General features: G+C 71.3%; 28 protein-coding genes. 15 read left to right on the top strand and 13 right to left on the bottom strand.

Features of this window, described 5'->3' with window-relative positions; genetic code table 11:
- Positions 1-53: 53 nt before the first annotated feature.
- The 4 genes from FHR33_RS14685 (at position 54) to FHR33_RS14700 (ending at position 2,976) form a co-directional block, all read left to right on the top strand.
- Positions 54-917, top strand: coding sequence for an SDR family oxidoreductase (locus tag FHR33_RS14685; protein ID WP_183647331.1), 864 nt, complete (start codon positions 54-56; stop codon positions 915-917).
- Between the two features lie 72 nt (positions 918-989).
- On the top strand, positions 990-1,754 hold the full coding sequence (locus FHR33_RS14690; protein WP_183647333.1) for an N-acetylmuramoyl-L-alanine amidase: 765 nt from the start codon (positions 990-992) through the stop codon (positions 1,752-1,754).
- 79 nt (positions 1,755-1,833) lie between these two features.
- Positions 1,834-2,196, top strand: a complete 363-nt coding sequence (locus FHR33_RS14695; RefSeq protein ID WP_183647335.1) for a cupin domain-containing protein — start codon at positions 1,834-1,836, stop codon at positions 2,194-2,196.
- A gap of 171 nt (positions 2,197-2,367) precedes the next feature.
- A complete protein-coding gene (locus FHR33_RS14700; RefSeq protein WP_183647337.1) occupies positions 2,368-2,976 on the top strand; it encodes a hypothetical protein in 609 nt (202 codons plus the stop codon).
- Between the two features lie 108 nt (positions 2,977-3,084).
- Here the strand turns inward: FHR33_RS14700 and FHR33_RS14705 are convergent, their stop codons facing one another.
- The 8 genes from FHR33_RS14705 to FHR33_RS14740 all read right to left on the bottom strand — a co-directional run bounded on the left by FHR33_RS14705 (position 3,085) and on the right by FHR33_RS14740 (position 8,766).
- Positions 3,085-3,612 carry a Clp protease N-terminal domain-containing protein gene (locus FHR33_RS14705; RefSeq protein WP_183647339.1) on the bottom strand — a complete coding sequence of 176 codons (528 nt, stop codon included), beginning with the start codon at positions 3,610-3,612 and terminating at the stop codon, positions 3,085-3,087.
- 2 nt (positions 3,613-3,614) lie between these two features.
- Entirely contained in the window at positions 3,615-3,830 is a 216-nt protein-coding gene (locus tag FHR33_RS14710; protein ID WP_376773146.1) for a helix-turn-helix domain-containing protein, read from the bottom strand.
- Positions 3,831-3,907: 77 nt separating this feature from the next.
- Entirely contained in the window at positions 3,908-5,080 is a 1,173-nt protein-coding gene (locus FHR33_RS14715; protein WP_183647345.1) for an amidohydrolase, read from the bottom strand.
- 18 nt (positions 5,081-5,098) lie between these two features.
- Complete coding sequence (locus FHR33_RS14720; protein WP_183647346.1) at positions 5,099-5,929, bottom strand: alanyl-tRNA editing protein; 831 nt, start codon at positions 5,927-5,929, stop codon at positions 5,099-5,101.
- The gene (locus FHR33_RS14725; protein ID WP_183647348.1) at positions 5,926-7,173 is read right to left on the bottom strand and encodes a CynX/NimT family MFS transporter; all 1,248 of its coding nucleotides are present in this window, start codon (positions 7,171-7,173) and stop codon (positions 5,926-5,928) included. The genes FHR33_RS14720 and FHR33_RS14725 overlap by 4 nt, the downstream gene beginning before the upstream one ends.
- 186 nt (positions 7,174-7,359) lie before the next feature.
- Entirely contained in the window at positions 7,360-7,992 is a 633-nt protein-coding gene (locus tag FHR33_RS14730) for an SRPBCC family protein (protein ID WP_183647350.1), read from the bottom strand.
- Between the two features lie 31 nt (positions 7,993-8,023).
- Positions 8,024-8,407, bottom strand: a complete 384-nt coding sequence (locus FHR33_RS14735; protein ID WP_183647352.1) for a hypothetical protein — start codon at positions 8,405-8,407, stop codon at positions 8,024-8,026.
- Entirely contained in the window at positions 8,404-8,766 is a 363-nt protein-coding gene (locus FHR33_RS14740) for a hypothetical protein (RefSeq protein ID WP_183647354.1), read from the bottom strand. Before FHR33_RS14740 ends, FHR33_RS14735 begins: the two co-directional genes overlap by 4 nt.
- 87 nt (positions 8,767-8,853) lie before the next feature.
- Here FHR33_RS14740 and FHR33_RS14745 point away from each other — a divergent pair, with 87 nt between their 5' ends.
- On the top strand, positions 8,854-9,348 hold the full coding sequence (locus FHR33_RS14745) for a 2-thiouracil desulfurase family protein (RefSeq protein WP_183647357.1): 495 nt from the start codon (positions 8,854-8,856) through the stop codon (positions 9,346-9,348).
- Here the strand turns inward: FHR33_RS14745 and FHR33_RS14750 are convergent.
- From FHR33_RS14750 to FHR33_RS14760, 3 genes are all read right to left on the bottom strand, one after another.
- A complete protein-coding gene (locus tag FHR33_RS14750) occupies positions 9,324-9,704 on the bottom strand; it encodes a hypothetical protein (protein ID WP_183647360.1) in 381 nt (126 codons plus the stop codon). The two genes, FHR33_RS14745 and FHR33_RS14750, sit on opposite strands and share 25 nt — an antisense overlap.
- 92 nt (positions 9,705-9,796) lie before the next feature.
- Positions 9,797-10,426 (bottom strand): helix-turn-helix transcriptional regulator, encoded by a 630-nt coding sequence (locus FHR33_RS52590; RefSeq protein ID WP_183647362.1) that lies wholly within the window; start codon positions 10,424-10,426, stop codon positions 9,797-9,799.
- A 35-nt stretch (positions 10,427-10,461) separates the two neighbouring features.
- Entirely contained in the window at positions 10,462-11,118 is a 657-nt protein-coding gene (locus FHR33_RS14760) for a hypothetical protein (RefSeq protein ID WP_183647366.1), read from the bottom strand.
- A gap of 111 nt (positions 11,119-11,229) precedes the next feature.
- On the opposite strand from FHR33_RS14760, the gene FHR33_RS14765 reads away from it, so the two are divergent.
- From FHR33_RS14765 to FHR33_RS14790, 6 genes are all read left to right on the top strand, one after another.
- Positions 11,230-12,210: a serine hydrolase domain-containing protein gene (locus FHR33_RS14765; RefSeq protein WP_183647369.1), complete on the top strand. Its 981-nt coding sequence runs from the start codon at positions 11,230-11,232 to the stop codon at positions 12,208-12,210.
- 40 nt (positions 12,211-12,250) lie between these two features.
- Positions 12,251-13,306 (top strand): phosphoribosyltransferase family protein, encoded by a 1,056-nt coding sequence (locus FHR33_RS14770; RefSeq protein ID WP_183647372.1) that lies wholly within the window; start codon positions 12,251-12,253, stop codon positions 13,304-13,306.
- A 24-nt stretch (positions 13,307-13,330) separates the two neighbouring features.
- Positions 13,331-13,717, top strand: coding sequence for a winged helix-turn-helix transcriptional regulator (locus FHR33_RS14775; protein ID WP_183647375.1), 387 nt, complete (start codon positions 13,331-13,333; stop codon positions 13,715-13,717).
- A 45-nt stretch (positions 13,718-13,762) separates the two neighbouring features.
- Positions 13,763-15,136 (top strand): Dyp-type peroxidase, encoded by a 1,374-nt coding sequence (locus FHR33_RS14780; protein WP_183647378.1) that lies wholly within the window; start codon positions 13,763-13,765, stop codon positions 15,134-15,136.
- Positions 15,137-15,216: 80 nt separating this feature from the next.
- Positions 15,217-17,013, top strand: a complete 1,797-nt coding sequence (gene nhaA, locus FHR33_RS14785; RefSeq protein WP_183647381.1) for a Na+/H+ antiporter NhaA — start codon at positions 15,217-15,219, stop codon at positions 17,011-17,013.
- Between the two features lie 12 nt (positions 17,014-17,025).
- A complete protein-coding gene (locus FHR33_RS14790; RefSeq protein ID WP_183647383.1) occupies positions 17,026-17,484 on the top strand; it encodes a hypothetical protein in 459 nt (152 codons plus the stop codon).
- Here FHR33_RS14790 and FHR33_RS14795 read toward each other — a convergent pair.
- On the bottom strand, positions 17,466-18,221 hold the full coding sequence (locus FHR33_RS14795; protein WP_183647386.1) for an SDR family oxidoreductase: 756 nt from the start codon (positions 18,219-18,221) through the stop codon (positions 17,466-17,468). The genes FHR33_RS14790 and FHR33_RS14795 overlap by 19 nt on opposite strands.
- An 83-nt stretch (positions 18,222-18,304) precedes the next feature.
- Between FHR33_RS14795 and FHR33_RS14800 the strand changes: the two genes are divergently transcribed.
- A complete protein-coding gene (locus tag FHR33_RS14800; RefSeq protein ID WP_183647388.1) occupies positions 18,305-18,655 on the top strand; it encodes a hypothetical protein in 351 nt (116 codons plus the stop codon).
- Positions 18,656-18,710: 55 nt separating this feature from the next.
- Here the strand turns inward: FHR33_RS14800 and FHR33_RS14805 are convergent, their stop codons facing one another.
- The gene (locus FHR33_RS14805) at positions 18,711-19,160 is read right to left on the bottom strand and encodes a MarR family winged helix-turn-helix transcriptional regulator (RefSeq protein WP_183647391.1); all 450 of its coding nucleotides are present in this window, start codon (positions 19,158-19,160) and stop codon (positions 18,711-18,713) included.
- A 73-nt stretch (positions 19,161-19,233) separates the two neighbouring features.
- Here FHR33_RS14805 and FHR33_RS14810 point away from each other — a divergent pair, with 73 nt between their 5' ends.
- The 3 genes from FHR33_RS14810 (at position 19,234) to FHR33_RS14820 (ending at position 20,585) form a co-directional block, all read left to right on the top strand.
- Positions 19,234-19,608, top strand: coding sequence for a cupin domain-containing protein (locus FHR33_RS14810; RefSeq protein WP_183647394.1), 375 nt, complete (start codon positions 19,234-19,236; stop codon positions 19,606-19,608).
- A complete protein-coding gene (locus FHR33_RS14815; RefSeq protein WP_183647398.1) occupies positions 19,608-19,985 on the top strand; it encodes a cupin domain-containing protein in 378 nt (125 codons plus the stop codon). Before FHR33_RS14810 ends, FHR33_RS14815 begins: the two co-directional genes overlap by 1 nt.
- Before the next feature lie 123 nt (positions 19,986-20,108).
- Positions 20,109-20,585, top strand: a complete 477-nt coding sequence (locus FHR33_RS14820) for a COG4315 family predicted lipoprotein (protein ID WP_221241102.1) — start codon at positions 20,109-20,111, stop codon at positions 20,583-20,585.
- The last annotated feature ends 87 nt before the right edge of the window (positions 20,586-20,672 follow it).

Genomic DNA, 20,672 nt, shown 5'->3' on the forward strand with positions numbered 1-20,672 from the left:
CACATGGGGATTCCATGCCGTTAGGCCGGCCCTGTGCTGGGCACGCGCAGGTCATGCCAGAAGAAGCGAATGCCACACCACCCGCGCAGAGCCAGCCGTACCCGGGAAAGAGCGGGGAGATGTCGCCCGAGCCGCGCGACGAGATGCGCGGCTACGAGGGCAGGGGCCTGCTGCGCGACAAGAGAACGCTGATCACAGGAGGCGACTCGGGGATCGGGCGCGCCGTCGCCGTCGCGTTCGCGAAGGAGGGGGCCGACGTCGCGATCGCCTACCTCAGCGAGCACGAGGACGCCAACCACACCAGGAAGCTGGTGGAGGCCGAGGGGCGGCGGTGCGTGCTGCTGCCAGGCGACCTGCAGGACGCCGACCACTGCGTCGCGGTTGTCGAACAGGCGGTGGCCGAGCTCGGCGGCCTCGACGTCGTGGTGAACAACGTGGCCTACCAGGCGCCTGTCGAATCGCTCGAGGAGCTGACCGACGAGCAGTGGGAGCGCACGTTCGCGGTGAACATCCACAGCTACTTCCGCGTCACCAAGGCGGCGCTGCCGCACCTGCGCGAGGGCAGCGCGATCATCAACACCTCCTCCATCAACGGCCTGCGCGGCAACAAGACGCTGATCGACTACGCCGCGACCAAGGGCGCCATCAACGCCTTCACCTACTCCATGGCGCAGAACCTCGTCGAGAAGGGCATCAGGGTCAACGCGGTCGCTCCGGGGCCGGTCTGGACGCCGCTGATCCCTGCGACCATGCCGCAGGAGAGGGTGGAGTCCTTCGGCCAGCAGGCCCCGATGAAGCGGGCGGCCGACCCGGACGAGATCGCGCCCTCGTACGTCTTCTTCGCCGCCGACCGGCTGTCGTCGTACTACACCGGCGAGATCCTGGCCCCCGTCGGCGGCGAGACCCTGCCCGGCTGACGGGGCGGGATCTACGCAATCGAGAGGCCCGTCAGACCAGAACGCGCAGGTCAAGCCGGTACGGTACGAATCATGCGCGCCGACAAAGCGGTGACGCTCGCCGCACTGGTGGCGCTGTCCACCGCGTGCGGCGGCGCGCCCACTTCCGCACAACAGCATCACGCGCCCGCTCCGCCGCTGGCGGGGAAGGTGGTCGCGATCGACCCCGGCCACAACGGGGGCAACGCCTCGCACCCCGAAGTGATCAACAAGCTCGTCGACATCATCACCCAGCGCAAGCCGTGCAACACCACGGGGACGCAGACCCGCGCCGGGTACACCGAGCACGCGTTCACCTGGGACGTCGCCCGCAGGCTCACGCCGATATTGGAGAAGATGGGCGCCACGGTGGTGCTGACCAGGCCCGACGACAAGGGCGTGGGACCGTGCATCACCGAGAGGGCGGCCACCGCCAACAAGGCGAAGGCGGACGCGGTGGTGTCGGTGCACGCCGACGGCGCGGGCGCCGGCGGGCACGGCTTCCACGTGATCCTTCCCGGCCTGGTGCAGGGGCACAACGACGCGATCGTCGATCCGTCGAGGCGGCTCGGGCTCGCCGTCCGCGACGCCTACAGGGAGGGCACGGGCCTGCCGTACGCGACCTACATCGGCAAGGATGGTCTCGACACCCGCACCGATCTGGGCGGGCTCAACCTGTCGACCCGTCCGGCCGTGTTCGTCGAGTGCGGCAACATGGGCAACGCCGGCGACGCCGCCAAGCTGTCCGATCCCGCCTTCCGCGAGCGCATCGCCGCCTCTCTCGCGGCCGGGGTCGGCAAGTATCTCGGCGGTCGCTGAACCCGGCGTTCTCCCAGCTCAGCCTCTTGTTGGGGTCAACCCCCGGTGTAAGACTGGAGGCGAAGGAAGGGGGGACGTCATGATCGAGGTCAAGAGCATCGACAAGCCGGACGAGCGCCGCGACTTCCCGAACGGCCACCTGGAGGTGTGCAGCCTCAGCGGCCTGACCTTCGGGGTGGCCACGTTCGAGCCCGGGTGGCGCTGGTCAGAGTCGGTCAAACCCATCGCGGGCACCGACTCGTGCGAGGTGTACCACAACGGCTTCGTCGTCTCGGGCAGGATGCGCATCAGGATGAACGACGGCGCGGAGGCCGAGGTGGGCCCGGGCGACGTCTTCGTCTGCCAGCCAGGCCACGACGCCTGGGTGGTCGGTGACGAGCAGGCCGTGATCTACGACTTCGCGGGCGGCGCCGCCGACTATGCCAGGTCGCAGGCCGAATAGCGGCCGGCCGCGCCCGTCGGCGGCTCGGCCCTCACCTCCGCGCCGGGCCGCCCGAACGGCCGGCGACGTTTGCCATTGCTTGTCCTACCTGTGGATCTCCGCAGCTCGACCCCATGGGGACGTCCCCGTAGCCTCGAATCACCGGGAGCGACGAGGGGGGAGGACGTCATCATGTTCATCCAGGTCATGCGAGCAGGCGCCACTGACGTGAGCGGGTTGCGTGCCGCGCTGGAGCGATGGGTCGAGGAGCTGTCCGGCGGCGCGACGGGGTGGCTCGGCACCACCGCGGGCGTCACCGACGACGGGACGTTCGTCAACCTGGCCCGCTTCGAGTCCGAGCAGGCCGCGCGGGCCAACAGCGAGCGGCCCGAGCAGGGCGAGTGGTGGAGCGAGACCTCGAAGCTGCTCAGCGGCGAGGTCGTCTTCCACGACTGCCCCGAGGTGCTGCCGTTCCTGGGCGGAGGGTCGGACGACGCCGGGTTCGTGCAGGTCATCGAGGGCAGAGTGCGAGACGTGCAGCGGATGCGCGAGCTCAACGACCTGTACGAGTCGCAGTTCACCGACTTCCGCTCCGACGTCCTCGGCGGCGTCGCGGCGCTGTGGGGCGAGGGCTCCTTCACCCAGGCGATCTACTTCACCTCCGAGGAGTCGGCCAGGGAGGGCGAGCGCAGGCAGCCGCCGCCTGAGCTCAAGGCGCTCTTCGAGGAGGAGATGTCGCTGTACGAGGGCGAGCTGGTCTACTACGACCTCCGCGACCCCTGGCTGCTCTCCGCCCGCTGATCAGGGCGTGTCCGCACCCGGTTCGACGGCCGGGCGGCCTCTCGTAGCGCGGCCTGGGGGTGCCGGGGCCGAGCCCCGTGCCATCAGGAGGAGCATCGGCCAAGGTGTTCATCCTGAGGTGGCGCGGTGGACGGGGATCCCGGCCACCCGCACGAGTTCGCGCACGTCGGCGCCCGCCTCGCGCAGGATGGCTGCGCTGCCGTTGGCGGCGTCGGCGAGCAGGCCCCACAGCAGCCGCTCCCCCGTCACGGGACCCGGCTTCCACAGGGCGACCTCGATCGCCTTCCTGGCGTGCATCCGCAGCGGGAGGACGCCCATGGGTCCTGACAGCGTCACCCGCAGGAAGGCGACCCTCGAGCGCTCCAGCCGCCACAGGCGCGGGTCGTCGAGGCCGTGGCGGGTGCGCCGGCGTACCTCCTCGACGTCGATGCCGATCGCGGCGAGCAGTTCACGGGTGCGGCCGGTGTCGATGTGCGGCCGCAGGGCCGCCGGGTCGGGCAGGTGGGGCATCGGGTGCTCCTCGGCCAGCCCGAGCAGCAGCAGGTCGGTGGCGAGCGAGGTGCGGCCCGCGTTCATCGTCAGGATGCCCGCGCGCATCACCGCGCGGCGGGCGGGGTCGGTGAATCTGTCGAACATGGTTACCTCCCGGTCCTGCGGGCGTGCTTGCGGTGCGCGGACTGCCGCCTGACGCCCAGCGCGTCGGCGATCTGCTCCCACGACCAGCCCTGGTTCCGTGCGTTGGTGACGTGTACGGCCTCGAGCTCCTCCAGCAGGCCGCGAAGCGCCGCCACCGCGGCCAGCCCCACTCCAGGATCCCGGTCTGCCGCCGCCTCGGCCAGCTCGGTAACTCTCATGTCTGTCAGCATGAGCTGACAAGCGGGTGCTTGTCAACACATGCTGACGACTATTGTGCCGAGGACCTCGGTCGCGGTCAGACGAGGAAGCCTTCGCGGGCGACGACGCGGCCCGCCTTGAGCACCAGCGAGCGGACAGGGCGCACGCACACCGCCTCGGCGGCGTTGCGGGCGTCGACGACCACCAGGTCGGCGACGTCGCCCACCGCCAGGCCGTAGTCGGCCAGGCCCGTGACGCGGGCGCCGCCGTAGGTCGCCGCGTGGAGCGCGAGCTCGATGTCCTCGTCGAGAGGGCCGGTCTGCTGCGCCTGGAGCAGCGCGCGGTCGAGCATGCACCCCGTGCCGTAGGGGCTCCACAGGTCGCGCACGCCGTCGTTGCCCAGCGTCATCGCCACGCCCGCGGCGGCGAGCTCCTTCAGCGGCATCGCACGGCCGGGAGGCGCGATGGAGGCGATGGCGATGCCCGCCTCCGCCAGCCCTTCCAGCAGCTCGGCCCGTACGGCAGGCGCGGCGTCGCTGAGCGCGAAGCCATGACTGACGGTGACCTTGCCCCGCAGCCCCAGGGCCCTGGTGCGCTCGATGATGAGGCGGTACTGCCACTCGCCGAGCGACCCGCGGTCGTGCAGGTGGATGTCGACGCCGACGCCGTACCTCTCGGCCAGCCCGAACACGATGTCGAGGTGCTTGACCGCGTCGTTCTCGAGCCCCGCGGGGTCGAGGCCGCCGATCAGGTCGACGCCCTGCCTGAGCGCCTCCTCCAGCAGCTTGTCGGTGCCGGGGGCGATGAGCAGGCCCGCCTGGGGGAAGGCGACCAGTTGGCCGGTGACGCGCCCCTCGTGCCGCGCGAACGCCTCACGGACGGCGTCCACCGCGTCGAGGCCCATGACCGTGTCGACGTCCACGTGGGTGCGCACGTGCGTGGTGCCGAGGGTGATCATGTTCTCCAGGAGCGCGGCGATGTAGTCGGCGCTGGGGATGCCGAACTCGGGACGGCGCTCCTGCCCTCCCCGGATCTTGCCCATGAGGCCGGGCGCTGAGGCGTGCGAGGCCCACGGCCCACCCCACATCGTCTTGTCGATGTGGGCGTGGCCGTCGACGAGTCCGGGGATGACCAGCTTGCCGCCCAGCTCCTCCACCTCGCAGGACTGGAGTCCGTGGCCGATCTCCGCGATGCGGCCCGACCTGATCAACACGTCGGCGGGTCCCGTGCCCCAGAGATTGGCGTCGCGAAGCAGCAGCTCAGTCGTCATACCCCTAATGGTATACCGCTATTTTCCCACAGCGGTGTGCATGGTGAGCTGGGAGCCGTCCTCCGAGAGCGTGAGCGTCACGCTCATCACGCCGAGCCGCGAGGTGCGCTCCACGTGCGTGCCTCCGCACGGGATCGACACCTCGCCGTCGGGCAGCGCGCAGTGCCAGGTGCGGCGGGCGGTCAGCTCGGGCCCTGGCACGTCGATCCACACCGGCGCGTCGGCCGCGACCCACGCCTTGAGCACATCGTTGACCCGTCCCGCGACGTCGCCGAGGTCGAGGCCCTCAGCGGAGAAGCCCTTCTTGCGCAGCGACTTGCCGAGCCGGTACTCGTCGACACTCGCGTGGGGCGTGATGCGGGAGCTGGTGATGGCGCTCTGGTCGAAGTCGGGATGGCCGAGGGCGTCGGTCCTGACCTCCTTGCGCCAGCGGTCGGCCAGCGCGGCGTTGAGCGCCAGCGCCGCCAGGTGGCAGCCGGTGTGCCCGGCCGACAGCGACTGCCGGTAGGCCTCGTCGACGGCCAGCTCGACGGTCGCGCCGGTCTCGAGCGGCGCGTCGGTCACGTGGACGACGAGCCAGTCCCAGCCCTCGTCTCCGCGCCTGACGGGGATGTCCTGGCCGAGGAGGATCTCGCCCTCGGCCGACCGCGCGCCGGTCACGCAGTCGACGACGGTGAGCCCGCCGATCGTCCCACGATCGGCGGGCTGGTCGGGCCAGGTGTGGTCGAGCGGATGGAACGGCGTCTCAGCCGTGACGAGGCCGTGCCGTACCCCCAGCGGCACGGACCCGACGATCTCCGAACGGCCGTTGACCTGGCCTTCTGGGAAAGTGACAACAGTGGATCTCACACTGCTATCTTCTCAGGACCTTCCACCTCCGCCTGCGAGCCCTCGTCCTCGAGGTAGCGGTTGCCGCCGGCGTACCAGCCGGTGAACAGCTGCACACCGATGACGGCGAGCATCATCACGTACGGCACGTCCCAGCCGCCCGTCGTCTCGTACAGCACGCCGACCAGCAGCGGCCCCGCGCCCGCGATCAGGTAGCCGACGCTCTGGCCGAAGGCCGAGAGCGCGGCGGTGGTGGCGGCGGTGCGGGTGCGCAGCGCCAGCATGGTGAGCGCGAGCGGGAAGGAGCCCATACCCACGCCGACGAACAGCACCCAGACCCACGCGGTGGTGGACGGCGCGAACCACAGGCCGAGGAAGCCGACCACGTAGAAGGCCACCAGTCCTGCCACCACGGGGCGCTGGTCGCGAAAGCGGGTGGCCAGCGAGGGCAGCACCAGCGAGACGGGGATGCTCAGCGCGGTGAAGACGCCGAGGATCACACCGGCCTGGCTCGTGGTGTAGCCGCCGTCGGTGAGGATCTTGGCGAGCCAGCCGAACATGATGTAGGCGATCATCGACTGGGTGCCGAAGTAGACGGCCACCGCCCACGCCAGCTTGCTGCGCACCAGGGTGCGCGGCGTGGCCTCGGACCTGCTGTTGTCCCGCTCCGGCTCACTGCGCAGAAGCGCAAGCCACGGAATGGCGGCGACTGCCGCGAGAGCCGCCCAGACCCCGAGCGCGATGTGCCAGTTGCCGTCGGCGGCGCGCTCGATGGGGACGGTGGCGGAGGCGGCCAGCATGGTGCCCACGGCGAGCGCCGTGGTGTAGACGGTGGTCATGACCCCGGCCCTGGCGGGGAAGTGCCGCTTGATCAGGGTCGGGATGAGCACGTTGCCGACGGCGCCGCCGGACAGCGCGACGGCGCTGCTCAGCAGGAACACAGGGGCGGAGTTGACCGACGCCCTGATCACCAGGCCGGCGCCGAGCGTGACCAGTGCCAGGAGCAGGAGGCGGTGCTCACCGAGGCGGCGGGCCAGGCTCGGGGTGATGGCGCCGACCGTCGCGAAGGCCAGGACAGGTAGGGTGGTGAGGAGTCCGGTGCCCACATTCGACATGCCGAGACCGGCCGACAGCTGGTCGAGCAGGGGCCCGACGCTGGTGACCGCGGTCCGCAGGTTGAGCGCCGCCAGAATGATTCCCAGCACGAGGAGCCAGGCCAACGAGCCGCTTCTGCCGCCTCTGGTCTCTTGGGTGAGCACGCTCATGCCGGACCGAATCCTCCAGTCGTGGAATCATGGGATGACTTGATGAGTCACCAGCGTAACAGGAGTGAAACACCTGTTTATTCCTGGGGACACGAAGAAGCCCCCGTCCCTGAGGGACGGGGGCGGGCGAGGGCCGGGCGGGAGGGCGCCGCGGCTCCTCGCTCGAACAGCGGCTTTCGCCGGCCGTTACAGGATCGGACCCGGCGCGGGCGGCGGCTCCTCGCCGGGACGGCGCCCGGCGGGCGGAACCGGACCGGGGCCAGGAGGCGGGAGCGGCGACTGCGGAGGGAAGTCGTTGCCGACGGTGCCGGGCGGCATCGGCTGGTCGAAGCCTCCCGTGCCAGGGGCGGCCGAGCCCCGCTGGTGCTTGCCTGGCACGTCGCCCCGCCACGCGCCGGTCTCGGTGCCGCGGGACTCGATGAAGTCCTTGAAGCGCTCGAGGTCGCCGCGCACCCGCGCGCGCACGATCTGGAGCCAGTCGCCGACGGTCTCGATGAACCCCTGAGGGTCATAGTCCATCTGCAGCGTGACCCTGGTCGTGGCGTCGTCGAGCCGGTGGAAGGTCACCACTCCGGCCTGGTGCGGCGAGTCCACCGAACGCCAGGCGATGCGCTCGTCCGGGTGCTGCTCGGTGATCTCGGCCTCGAACTCGCGGGTCACCCCCGCGATGTCCACCAGCCACTGGGTGCGGGTGTCGGTCAGCTGCTTGACCGACTCCACGCCCTCCATGAACTGAGGGAAGCTTTCGAACTGTGTCCACTGGTCATATGCGACGCGGACCGGGACCCTGACGTCAACTGAATGTTCGATGGTGCTCATGGACAGATGAGCTGCCCACTCAGGCGGACGGCTAACGCCTGCGCCACAGCCAGTAGAGACCCACGAGCGGCAGGACCAGCGGGATGAACAGGTAGCCCTTGCCGTAGGTGGACCACACTGTGTCGTCAGGGAAGGCCGACGGCGCGAGCAGACTGGCCGTGCCGATCACCAGCACACCCGCCAGCTCGATGCCGAGCGCCCACAGCGCCAGACGGCGCGCGCCACGGGCCAGCGCGACGGTCAGCACGACGTAGACCGCGGCGGCGAAGGCGGACAGGGAGTAGGCCAGCGGCGCCTCGCCGAACCTGGTCAGGATCTGCACGGTCGCCCGAGCCCCCGCGGCCAGCGCGAACAGACCGTAGAGGGCGAGCAGCGCCCGCCCTGGACCCGTGCCGATGCCGGTGCCGCCCGTCATACGACGCCCTGCCAGATCTGCAGCAGGCGGCCCGTCATCACCGCGACCGCGAACCCGGCCACGACCAGGATCGCCGACCCCCACCTGCTCCGCTCGGCCAGGGCGAGGAAGACGCCCGCGGGCGGGATCAGCACGGTGCCTGCGAGATAGCCGAAGAGCGTGGCCTTCTCCTGCGGCCCCTCGCCGCCCGCCACGGTCGCGATCGCCACGCCCGCCTGCGCCAGCAGCGCCACCTCGAGGACGGCGAAGCCGACCAGCAGGACCATGCCCATCGCCCTGTCGCGGATGGCGACGATCAGGCTCACGAGGGTCAGCAGCAGCGCGGCGACGATCACGCAGGTCGCCAGGGTGGTGTTCATCGCGGGACAGGCTATCGCGCGCCCACCCCGGTCCCGATACCTGCCGCGACCACGCTCGTCAGCTGTCACGGGCATACGATTGACGGAGTGGAACGCATTCTGGTCAGCGCCTGCCTGATGGGGCGCCGTGTCCGTTACGACGGGGGCGCGAAGACCAGCCGCGACGCCCTGCTCGCCGAGTGGCGGGAGCAGGGCAGGCTGGTCCCCTTCTGCCCCGAGGTCGAGGGCGGACTGCCGACGCCGCGCCCCGCCGCCGAGATCGAGGGCGGCGCGGGCGGCGCCGCCGTGCTCGCGGGGGCCGCCCGCGTGCTGACCACCGAGGGCGAGGACGTCACCGGCGCCTTCATGGCGGGGGCGCAGGCCGCCCTCGCCGTCGCCACCTCCTTCGGCATCAAGCTGGCCGTCCTCAAGGAGGGCAGCCCGTCGTGCGGCGCGCTGTCCGTCTACGACGGCACCTTCCGCGGGCACAGGACCCCCGGGCAGGGCGTCACGACGAGCCTGCTGGAGCTGCACGGCATCAGGGTCTTCACCGAGGACCACGTCGCCGAGGCGGGCGCCTACCTGCGCGCCCTCGAAGCGTAGAGGGCGCCGCCCAGGCTCAGTGCGAGCAGTGTCGCGATGATCCGGTGGTACCAGTCGTTGAGCGGGGTGGACTGCCCGCCGCCGAAGGTGATGGCGACGATGCCGAGCAGCACGCCGCCCAGGGCGATGGCTGGGCCGAGCCGCAGTCCGGTCCACGCCCACGACCTGCCGGCGAGCGCGCCGTACGCGCCGGCGAGCAGGGCGCTGCCGCAGACGGTCTCGACGATCACGGCGGGCACGACCACGGGCTCGGTGACGGGCCCGATGGCGAAGCCGGTGTGCAGGAGCGCCCCGAGGTAGAAGCTGAGGGCGTAGACGATGGCGAGCGCGCCGAGGCTCTTCCTGAGAGTGTTCACCGCCCCACGGTCGCAACACCGGGCGCCGGGCGAATCCGCCCCGCGAGGACATCGCGGCTACGCCGCCGGGCGTAGCCGCGACCTGCGCGCCTTCACGATGTCCGCCCCGCCAGCGCGAGGGCCAGCTGGAAGCGGCTGCGCGCGCCGTACCTGTCGAGCAGGACCCGCACCGTGGCCGTGACGGTGCGCTCGCTGACGCCGAGACGGCGGGCCACGACGGCGTCGGTGCACCCCTCCGCCAGGAATTCGACCACCGCGCGCTCCCTCGCGCTCAGCTCGGCGGGCGCGGCGACCGTCCAGTGCCGCTCGAACATCGCCAGCAGCCCCGCCACCAGCGCGGGCGCCCAGACCTCCAGATGGTCGCCATCGGGGTCGGAGGGGTCGGCGGGGAGCAGGGCCACGCGGCGGTCGACGATGTTGAGCGAGGTCGGCAGCGTCGCGGCACGCCGGTGGTCGCCGTCGATCACCGCCAGGTCGGCGGCTTCCACGCGCGGCGTCGCGGCCCCGACCGGCGCGAGCGTGCGCAGGACGACCCCGCGCAGGTGGCGCTCTCTTGCGGCGGGCAGCGCGCGCCGCACCGCCTCCTCGTCCACGCTCATCGCGGCGTACATCCCCAGGTGCTCGCGGCGCGCCCCGGAGAGCAGCTCGCGGCCCCTGGCCGCCACCAGCCGCGAGGGCACCCGCCGCACCTGCGGCCCTTCCACCCTGCCTGGAGCGAGCACGGCGCCCATTGTCACACGCGGCGTCCCACGCGCCGTCACATGCTCCACGCCTCGTGGACCGTGGTGACCGCGGACGAGGACGGCCTGCCCTCGTTCCACGTGACGGCGGGAGCCCCCGGCACGGCCACGCCGCCGACCGTGATCGAGGCGCTGCGGCACGGCACGAGCTGCATGGACAGGCCGTGACTCACCCCCTGGATCGGGAAGTCGGCGATGCCGACGGGCCTGGCGTCGAGCGGGTCGCCGATCCTGACCGTGAGGTCGCCCGCCCCCGCGAAGGCGCCTCTGACGGGATCGATCCTGACGTGCACGGCCGCCCGCTCCACGCGTACGGCAGGCCACGACGGCAGCGCCTTGGCCTCGTCGAAGTGCCGCACGAAGTGCTCCTCGATCCAGCGGGCGAGCCGGGGCTCGTCGCCGATCACGCGCAGCCCGCCGGGCGTCCACACCACGAGCGCGGCGCCCGAGCCGTACCGCGACCAGTCGACCCGCCACACCGAGGCGTAAGCGGTGGGCCGCCCCTCCTCGTACAGGGTCACGAACGGATTGGCCCCGGCCAGGAGCGGCTTGCGGGTCACGTAGGGGTCGGCGGCGGCGGTCCCGCCCATGACGTTCACTCCCATGACGCCCGCTCCCGCTGTGGCCAGCCCGGCCAGCAGGGCGCGCCTGCGGTTGACGACGATGTTCGGCATGCGCCGATCATGTCCGGGCGCCGGGCAGGGAGAGAAGCGCGTTGCGGATTCCCGCAGCAGGGGCTTGACTCTCACACCGTGTCACGACGTACTGCTGGAGGAATGCACACGATGAACCCTCACGAGGCGGGCTTCGCCCCCGATCTCGCCGACCGTCTGAAGGCCCCCGCCGCCGAGCTGCACGGCCTGGTGATCATGAAGGACGGCCGGCTGGTCCTCGAGCACTACGGCAAGGGTGAGGACCACTCGTGGGGGATCTCCCACGGCGTGGTCGATTTCGGCCCGGACACGCTGCACGACCTGAGGTCGGTGACCAAGAGCGTGGTCAGCCTCCTGTACGGCATCGCCCTGGCCGACGGACTGGTGCCCGAGCCGCACGAGCCGCTGCTCGCGCACTTCCCCGAGTATCCCGACCTGGCGGCCGACCCGCGCAGGGCGGCGCTGAGAGTCGAGCACGCGCTGACGATGACGCTGGGCCTGGAGTGGAGGGAGGATCTGCCCTACACCACGCCCGAGAACAGCGAGATCGCGATGGAGCTGGCCCCCGACCGGCACAGGTTCGTGCTGGACCGGCCGATCGTCGCCACGCCCGGCGAGAGCTGGAACTACTGCGGCGGCGCGTCGGCGATCTTGGCCAGACTCGTCGTGAAGGGCACGGGCGAGCCGCTGCCCGAGTTCGCGCGCAGGCGGTTGTTCGAACCGCTGGGCATCACCCGCTTCGAGTGGTTGGCCGGCGACGACGGGATCCACTCGGCCGCCGCGGGGCTGCGGCTGACGCCCCGCGACCTGGCCGCGATCGGGCAGGCCGTCCTGGAGGGCGGCGCGGGCGTCATCCCCTCCTCCTGGCTGGAGCAGGCGCTGCGCCCGCGCGTGGAGCTGGGCGAGGGCTCGGCCTACGGCTACCAGTGGTGGCTGGGCACCGGTCGGCCGACGACGCTGTCCGCCAACGGCAACGGCGGCCAGCGGCTCGTCCTCTATCCGGAGCTGGGCCTCGTCGTCGCGATGACGGCGGGACGCTACGACGACCCCGACAGCTGGCGTGCGCCCCAGGCCGTCCTCGACGTGCTGCTCGAGGCGCGCACCGAGGCCTGATCACCGGTGTCAAACGCGGGCGCGCGGGCAGCGGGACAGCATGTTCATCGATCGCGCCGACGCCGGCAGGCGGCTGGCCGTCAGGCTGCTCCATCTGGCGAGTGAGGAGCCCGTGGTACTCGGACTGCCGGAGGGCGGCGTGCCTGTCGCCTTCGAGGTGGCCCGCGAGCTCGACGCGCCGCTGGACGTGGCGGGGGTGTCCGCCGAGGGTGAGGGGACAGGGCACGGGGGCGACGGGGTCGCGCTCGCCGGCCGTACGGTGATCGTGGTCGGCGACGGGCTCGCCTCCGGCTCGACTGCCAGGGCGGCGTGCGCGGCGGCCAGGGCGAGCGGGGCGGCCAGGGTCGTCATGGCGGCTCCCCTGCGGGCGCGGGAGGCCGTCGTGCCCGAGGCCGACGAGGTGGTCTGCCTGATCGAGCCCGAAGGCCCGCGCGCGGTGGGCGAGTGGTACGAGGACTTCGGGCAGGTGACGGAGGCGGACGTGAGCGCCATGCTCGGCAGGGCCGCGACCGCTCCGCGCGCCCGCGACGTCGAGCTGACCGCGCCGCAGGGCGCGGGCGGCATGGTGGTGTTCGCGCACGGCGGCGGCAGCAGCAGGCACAGCCCGCGCAACAGGCGCGTCGCCGCGGCGCTCCACGAGGTGCGCCTGGGCACGCTGCTGTTCGACCTGACCCGTCCCGAGGAGGACGTCTTCGACGTCCCGCTGCTGGCCAGACGGTTGAGCGAGACCGTCCGATGGGTGCGGGAGCGGACGCAGGGAGCGAGCATCGGCTACTACGGCGCCAGCACGGGCGCGGCCGCCGCGCTGTGGTCGGCCGCCGAGCTGGGCGACGACATCGCCGCCGTCGTCTCGCGGGGAGGCCGCCCCGACCTGGCGGGTCCGCGGCTGGCGGGGGTCACCGCGCCGACGCTGCTGATCGTGGGCGAGCGGGACGAGCCCGTGCTCACGCTCAACCGCTCGGCGCAGGAACGGCTGCGCTGCCCGAACAAACTGGAGATCGTGCGGGGCGCGACCCACCTGTTCGCCGAGCCCGGCACCCTCGACACGGTGGCCGAACTGGCCCGCGCGTGGTTCGTCAGGCATCTGAACCGCTGAGCTATCTCACAGTAAGCTCGGTGCATGAAAGTGAGCCCGGATCCGAGCACTGACGCCTTCAACAAGGACTGCCCGGGCAGAGAGGTGTTCGACCACGTGACCAGCCGGTGGGGCATCCTCGTGCTGGCCGCGCTGCGCCACGGCCCGCTCCGCTTCTACCAGCTGCGCGACCGCATCGGCGGCATCAGCGAGAAGATGCTCTCGCAGAACCTGCGCGTCCTGGCCCGCGACGGGCTGGTGGAGCGCATGGTGGAACCGGACATCCCGCCCAAGGTCTCCTATCGGCTGAGCCCGCTGGGCCAGGAGGGCTCGGCGCCCCTTCGCGCCCTGCTCGACTGGATCGCCCTGCGCGCGCCCGACATCCTGCTCGCACAGAGCCGGCACGACACGAACCTTTCCCCTCACTCCTGAGTCACATATCGGGGGCCCATTCGCCACGGGGAAAGGACTCGACGCATGCCTGTCGACCTCGACAACGCGCAACCCCTCGCCTGGGACTCGGCCACGCTCGACCCTGACACCAGGGAGATGCTCGACAACCTCCAGCCCAACATCCTGCGCGCGCACGTCCGCGAGCATCTGAGCGCGCTGTTCATCAGGTTCAACGACGCCTCGGACGGCAGGCGCTTCCTTCGCGAGGTGGCCGCCACGAGCATGAAGTCGGCGCGCAGGCACCTCGAGGAGGTGCGCGAGTTCGCCAGGAGCGGCAGGAGCGGCACGCCGTACGTGGGGATCGGCGTCAGCAAGGCCGGCTACCGCGACCTCGGCCACAGCGTCGAGGAGCTGCGCCTGTTCGGCGACCGCGTCTTCCGCGACGGCATGAAGCGCAGGGTCGGCGAGGTCCACGATCCCGCCGTGACCGAGTGGGAGGCGGCCTACCAGCGTGAGATCCACGTGGTCGTCCTCATCGGCGACGCCGAGGCCGCCCCTGTGGCCAGGCTCCGCGAGCAGATCCTGGGCATGCTGCCCGACAGCGCGCGGGTGCTGGGCGAGGAGACCGGCAGGGGCATGCGCAACCCCGCAGGTGACGGCATCGAGCACTTCGGCTACGTCGACGGCCGCAGCCAGCCGCTCTTCCTTGCCGACGAGGTCGAGCGCGAGCCCCGCAAGCGGTGGAATCCGGCGTTCCCGCTGGCCAACGTCCTGGTCGCCGACCCGTTCGCGCCGTCGGCCGACCGTCACTTCGGCAGCTACTTCGTCTTCCGCAAGCTGGAGCAGAACGTCAGGGCGTTCAAGGAGATCGAGCGGGAGCTGGCCGACGCCCTCGGCCTGACCGGCGCCGACCGCGACCGCGCGGGCGCGATGCTGGTCGGCAGGTTCAAGGACGGCACGCCCGTCACCGCGAAGGCGAAGGCGGGCGGCGGCGCCGTGGCCAACGACTTCACCTTCGACGCCGACGACGGCGCCAGGTGCCCCTTCAGCGGGCACATCCGCAAGACCAACCCGCGCTTCGAGGGCATCAGGCACGTGCTCATGGCCAGGCGCGGCCAGACCTACGGCGAGCGCACCGACCAGCCGTGGGACGAGTCGCCGCCCGAGACCAGGCCGAGCGCCGGTGTCGGGCTGCTGTTCATGGCGTTCAACTCCAGCCTGGAGAACCAGTTCGAGTTCACCCAGCGCGACTGGGCCGACAACGCCGACTTCCTGAACCCCGCGACCGGTCACGACCCGGTCATCGGGCAGGGCGAGCGCGACATCAAGGTGACCTTCCCCAGGGTGTGGGGCAGGCCCGAGCAGTCGCTCCCGCAGGCGCAGGTCTCCCAGACGGTCACGATGCTGGGCGGGGAATACTTCTTCATGCCCTCGCTGGCCTACCTGCGCACCCTCTGACCCCACCCCTCCGGGCGATCACCGGAACCGGACATCAGGCAATGGACCGGGCACTCTATGATCGTCCGGGGGGAAAGGGAATGTTGCGCGCTTTCTTCAGGACCGAGGTGGGCAGCACGACCGTGCTGCTCGCCGCGACCCTGCTCGGCCTGCTCTGGGCCAACTCGCCGTGGGCCGAGACCTATGACGCCTTCTGGCACATCCAGGCGGGCCTCGCCTTCGGCGACACCACCTTCGAGCTCGACCTGCGCCACTGGGTCAACGACGGTCTCATGGCGGTCTTCTTCTTCGTCATCGGGCTGGAGATCTCGCGCGAGGTCACCGTCGGCCAGCTGCGCGACCGCCGCCTGATCGCCGTCCCCGCCGTCGCCGCGCTCGGCGGCATGATCCTGCCCGCCCTCCTCTACTTCGCGATCAACGCGGGCGGCCCCGGCGAGGCGGGATGGGGCATCCCGATCGCCACCGACACCGCCTTCGTCCTCGGCCTGCTCGCCGTCGTGGGCGCGCGCTGCCCCGATCCGCTGCGCGCGTTCCTGCTCACGCTGGCGATCGTCGACGACGTGCTCGCCATCCTGGTCATCGCGGTCTTCTACACCGCCGACCTCTCGGTCGTCGCGCTGCTGGTCGCGGTGGCGCTGTTCGCGCTCATCCTGCTCTTGCGCAGGCTGCGGATCTGGCGGCCGCCAGCGTACGTGCTGCTGGGCTTCGCGCTGTGGGTGGCCACGCTGGAGAGCGGCGTGCACCCCACGCTCGTCGGCATCGCGCTCGGCGCGCTGGTGTTCGTCTACGCGCCGAGCGAGCACAAGCTGCGTCTGGCGGGCGAGGCCGTACAGGAGCTGGCGGGCGACCCGAGCCCGCGCCTGGCCCGCGAGGCCGCGCTGCGGGTGAAGCGGTCGGTGTCGATCAACGAGAGGCTGCAGCTGATGCTGCACCCCTGGTCCAGCTACGTGATCGTGCCCATCTTCGCCCTGGCCAACGCGGGCGTACGGCTGGACGCCGAGTCGCTGCGCCAGGCGGCGACCTCGCCGATCTCCCTCGGCATCGTGGCGGGGCTGGTGCTGGGCAAGCTGGTCGGCATCTCCCTCGGCACGTGGCTGCCGCTGCGCATGAACTGGGGCCTACTGCCGGGCAATCTGGTGTGGGGCCAGATGCTCGGCGGGGCCGCCGTGTCAGGCATCGGGTTCACTGTCGCGCTGTTCGTCACCGACCTGGCCTTCGACGATCCCGTCGTGCAGAGCCAGGCGAAGATCGGCATCATCGCCGGTTCGCTGGTGGCGGCGGGGCTGGGCTGGCTGATCTTCAAGCTGGCCTGGAACCAGGGCGGCGTCTGCGCCCCTCCCGGCCTCGAGCCCGACGAGCCGCTGCCGGACACGCTGGCCGTGCCCGTGCGCGCGGGCGATCACTCGCGCGGCCCGGAGGACGCAGCCGTGACGCTCGTCGAGTACGGCGACTTCGAGTGCCCCTACTGCGGGCGCCTGTACGAGATCCTCGAACGGCTGCGCGAGCGCCGTCCTGACGTGCGGATGGTGTTCAGGCACTTCCCGCTGCGCGAGATGCATCCCCGCTCGCTGCCCGCGGCGCTGGCGGCCGAGGCGGCGGGCGAGGCGGGCAGGTTCTGGGAGATGCACGACATGCTCTACCGCAACCAGGACCGCCTGGGCGACGCCGAGCTGGAGCGGTACGCCGCCGACCTCGGCGTGCGCCCGTGGACCGGCCGCGACGAGCACCTGAGGCGGATCGAGGAGGACGAGAGCTCGGGCCTCGACAGCGGCGTGCGCGGCACGCCCACGCTGTTCGTCAACGGCGCGCGCTACACCGGCCCCCTCACGCTGGAGGCGCTGACCAGGGCTCTACGGGATTCGACACCGATGCCGTAGCATCCACGGCTTATGAGCACTGCCACCTCTCTCCTCCCGCTCCTCTACCTCATCCCGACGCTCATCCTCCTGGTCGTCGGCATCGCGCTGACCGCGCGGGCCAGGGCCGAGCACGGCAGAGGCGCGACCCTCGGCCTGGTCGGCTGCGTCGTGCTGCTGGTGGCCGCGATCCTGCAGGGCGGCTACCAGGTCATGATCCCCTCGCTGGTCGAGTCGGGCGGCTTCGAGGTCATCACGATGATGTCCATGATCACCGGCCTGCTGTTCACGGTGCTCAACGTGGTCGGCATCGGGTTGCTGATCTTCGGCGTGGTCGCCCGCCGCGGCGGGCCGCAGCCCCAGCAGCAGGCGCATGGGCAGGGACAGGGCTGGCAGCAGCCCTACGGCCAGCAGCCCCAGTACCAGCAGCAGCAGCAGCCGCCGCCGCACCACCCGCAGCAGCCGCCGCCCGGTCAGTGGCCCTCCAGGTAGTCACCCCAGCCGATCGTCCCCGACGGCAGCGCCCGCGTCGTCGCGTGTCCCGCCCTGAAGGCCCTGCCCAGCCTGCCCGGCACCCGCACCCTGACGATGGGGCGCCGCACCCCCCTCGCGGCCCTCCACCGCTCGGCGAGCTCGGTCATCGTCAGCACCTCGGGGCCGCCGAACTCCTCGATCCCGCCCGAAGGGCCCTGCCCGACCCGGTCCACCAGGCGGGCCGCCACCTCGCGCACGTCCACCGGCTGCGCGCTGATCCCCGCGTCGACCAGCAGCAGGGGCAGCCTGGCGAACACCCCGTCGACGAACTCGTGGAACTGCGTCGCCCGCACGATCGAGTACGGCACGCCGCCCTCGGCCACGATCCGCTCCCCCTTGAGCTTGGTCATGAAATAGCCCCACGGCACCGCCTCCACCCCCACGATCGAGACGTAGAGCAGGTGCCGCACCCCTGCCTTCGCCGCCGCCCCGGCCAGCGCGCGGGTGCCGTCGAGCTCGACCCTGTCGGTGTAGCGGCCCTTGTACGGCGCGGCGGCCAGATGCACCACCGCCTCCACCCCCTCGACCGCCGCGGCGACGCCCTCGCCCGTCGTCAGGTCGGCCACGACCCACTCGACCGCTCCCTCGCGGGGCCGCCTGCTCACGGCGCGCACCTCGAAACCGCCGTCGGTCAGCCGCCGCACGGTCGCCGCGCCCAGCCTGCCGGTGGCGCCTGTCACCAGAATTCGTCTCATGCGGCAAAGACGGAGTGGTATCGCGAATTGTGACAGCTGGCTATATTCGGGCTAGACAATGGGCCAGGGCGCGGGGGAGATCAATGAGGTCCGAGGGCGACCCCAATCCGACCGTCAGGATCCGCAGGCCACAGCCGGGGCAGGTGAGCCAGCCGCTGCCCGTGCAGCCAGGACCTCCGGTTCCTCCGGCGCAGTCGACATCCCCTGGGCGACCCATGCCGCCGGGGCAGCCGGTGCGGCCGGGCGGCCCTGAGGAGCTCGGGTCGGGGACGGTGCGCCTGCCGTACTCGCCTGACGATCTCCCGCCCGTGGTCTACGCGCCGCCACCGCAGGCGCGCTGGCGCTGGGCGGTGGTCGCGGTCGTGCTGGCGGCCCTGCTGCTGGCGGGGTTGATCTTCGGGGTGATCAGCCTGAACAGCGGCGCGCTCCAGTAGAGGATCCTCCAAGAACACCACCGTTCTGAGGCCTCGGCGGCAGGAAGAGCGTCACTCAGAGCTGACGCAGCGTCCTGGCCAGGCCCTCGGGCGAGTCGCTGCGTGCCACCACCGCGGTGAGCACCTCGCGCAGCGCCCCGATCGCGGCCTCCCCCGACTCGGCGGACAGCCGCCGCTCGAAGTCGACATGGAAGTCGTGGCCCGCGGCCAGCAGGGCGCGGGCCCGCTCCGTGAGATGCAGCATCTTCACCCTGCCGTCGGCAGGATCGGAGACGCGCTCCACGAAACCGGCCGCCACCATCTCCTCGACCGTCTTGGCCGCGCCCTGCGGGGTGATCTCCAGTCTGGCCGCCAGCTGGCTGGTGGTCATCGGCCGGACGGCGAGCACCTTCAACGCGAAACCGAACGCCGGCCGCAGATGGGTGAACCCGCGCTCGGCCAGATAGTCGTGCAGCTCTGCCACGAACTGGTTGTAGGCCAGCCCGAGCAGGACCCCGAAATCCATGTTGACTTTCCTCTCCAGATAGACAACCATGGTTGAAAACCTCGGTTGTAGATCTGTGTGGAGGATACACCCCATGCCAGTCGTCCAGGGAGCCACCGCTCCTGTTTTCACCGTCGGAACCACCCGCTTCACCGGTCTCGCCGCGCCCAGCAGGGGTTCCAAGGAGACCTGTGTGTGGCGCACCCACGTCGCCCCGCGCACAGAGCCGAACATCCACTCCTTCGACAGGGAGGAGGTGCTCGTCGTCACCTCGGGCTCGGGCGTGGCCCACCTCGACGGCGTCGCCCACCCCGTCACCTCGGGCGATGCGATCGTGGTGCCGGCCGGAGCCCTCTTCGGCCTGGCCAACCCGCATGACGAGCCGCTGGAGCTGGTCGTGGCGCTGCCCGTCGGGGCGATGGCCAGGCTCGCCGACGGGAGCATGATCGTCCCGCCCGCGGCCGTCTGATGGCGGTCATCCGGGGAAGCAGCGCCCCGGCCTTCGCCGTCCCGCACGTCACCGCCCTCGGCCTGGCCGCGCCCAGCAGGGGCGCGAGCGAGACCTGCGCGTGGCGCTTCACCTTCGCGCCCGGCGCCCCCACCGACACCACCCACATGGTCGACAGGGAGGAGATCTTCGTGGTGCTCTCCGGCGGCGTGACCGCCAGACTGGAGGGCGCCGAGCACCTGCTGGTGGCCGGCGACGCGCTCATCGTGCCGCCGCACACCCCCTTCGCGCTGGGCAACCCGAACGACGAGCCCGCCGAACTGGTCGCCGTGCTGCCGGTCGGCGGGCAGGCGATCATGCAGGACATGGAGCCGTTCGTCCCGCCGTGGGCTCGCTGACCCCCAGCCCGGCCAGGTGGTGAGGTCGCCGAGCGTAAGTTTTCCGTAAGGTCCGGGCCGCCAGGTGAACCCGGGCCCGGCCTCTCCCGTGCCGGGGGTATGAGGAAAATTCTGGCCCCCCTGATGGGGACTGTCGCCGTCTCCCTCGTGATCGCCGGGGGCGGCGGGCACAGCATCGAGGGCGCCGCCATGGCCGCGTCCTCGACACCGGACGAGACCTTCTCCGGCATGCCCGACCCGAACCCGTCAGTGCGCGTGGGCGACACGGGAATCGGCAAGATCATAGTCGACGCCCAGGGGCGCACGCTCTACCTGTTCGAGAAGGACACGGGCGGGAAGTCGACGTGCTACGGCGAGTGCGCGAAGGAATGGCCGCCCTATCTCACCACGGACGCGCCCCGAGCCGGTGAGGGAGCGAAGGCCGACCTGATCTCCACCACGACGCGCGATGACGGGTCCAAGCAGGTCGTCTACGGCAAGTGGCCGCTGTACTACTACCACGACGACAAGAAGGCAGGTGACACCACCGGTCACGACAAGGAGGAGTTCGGCGCCGAGTGGTACGCACTCACCGCAGCGGGGATGAAGGCGTCCGGTTAGCCCGCAGACGACGAATCCCGCCGATCAAGGTGATCGAACGGGACCCGGCGGGCCGCCCAGAGAACGGCCGACGCTGCTGCGCCACCG

The sequence above is a fragment of the Nonomuraea dietziae genome, assembly GCF_014195505.1.
GTDB classification, from domain to species: domain Bacteria; phylum Actinomycetota; class Actinomycetes; order Streptosporangiales; family Streptosporangiaceae; genus Nonomuraea; species Nonomuraea roseola.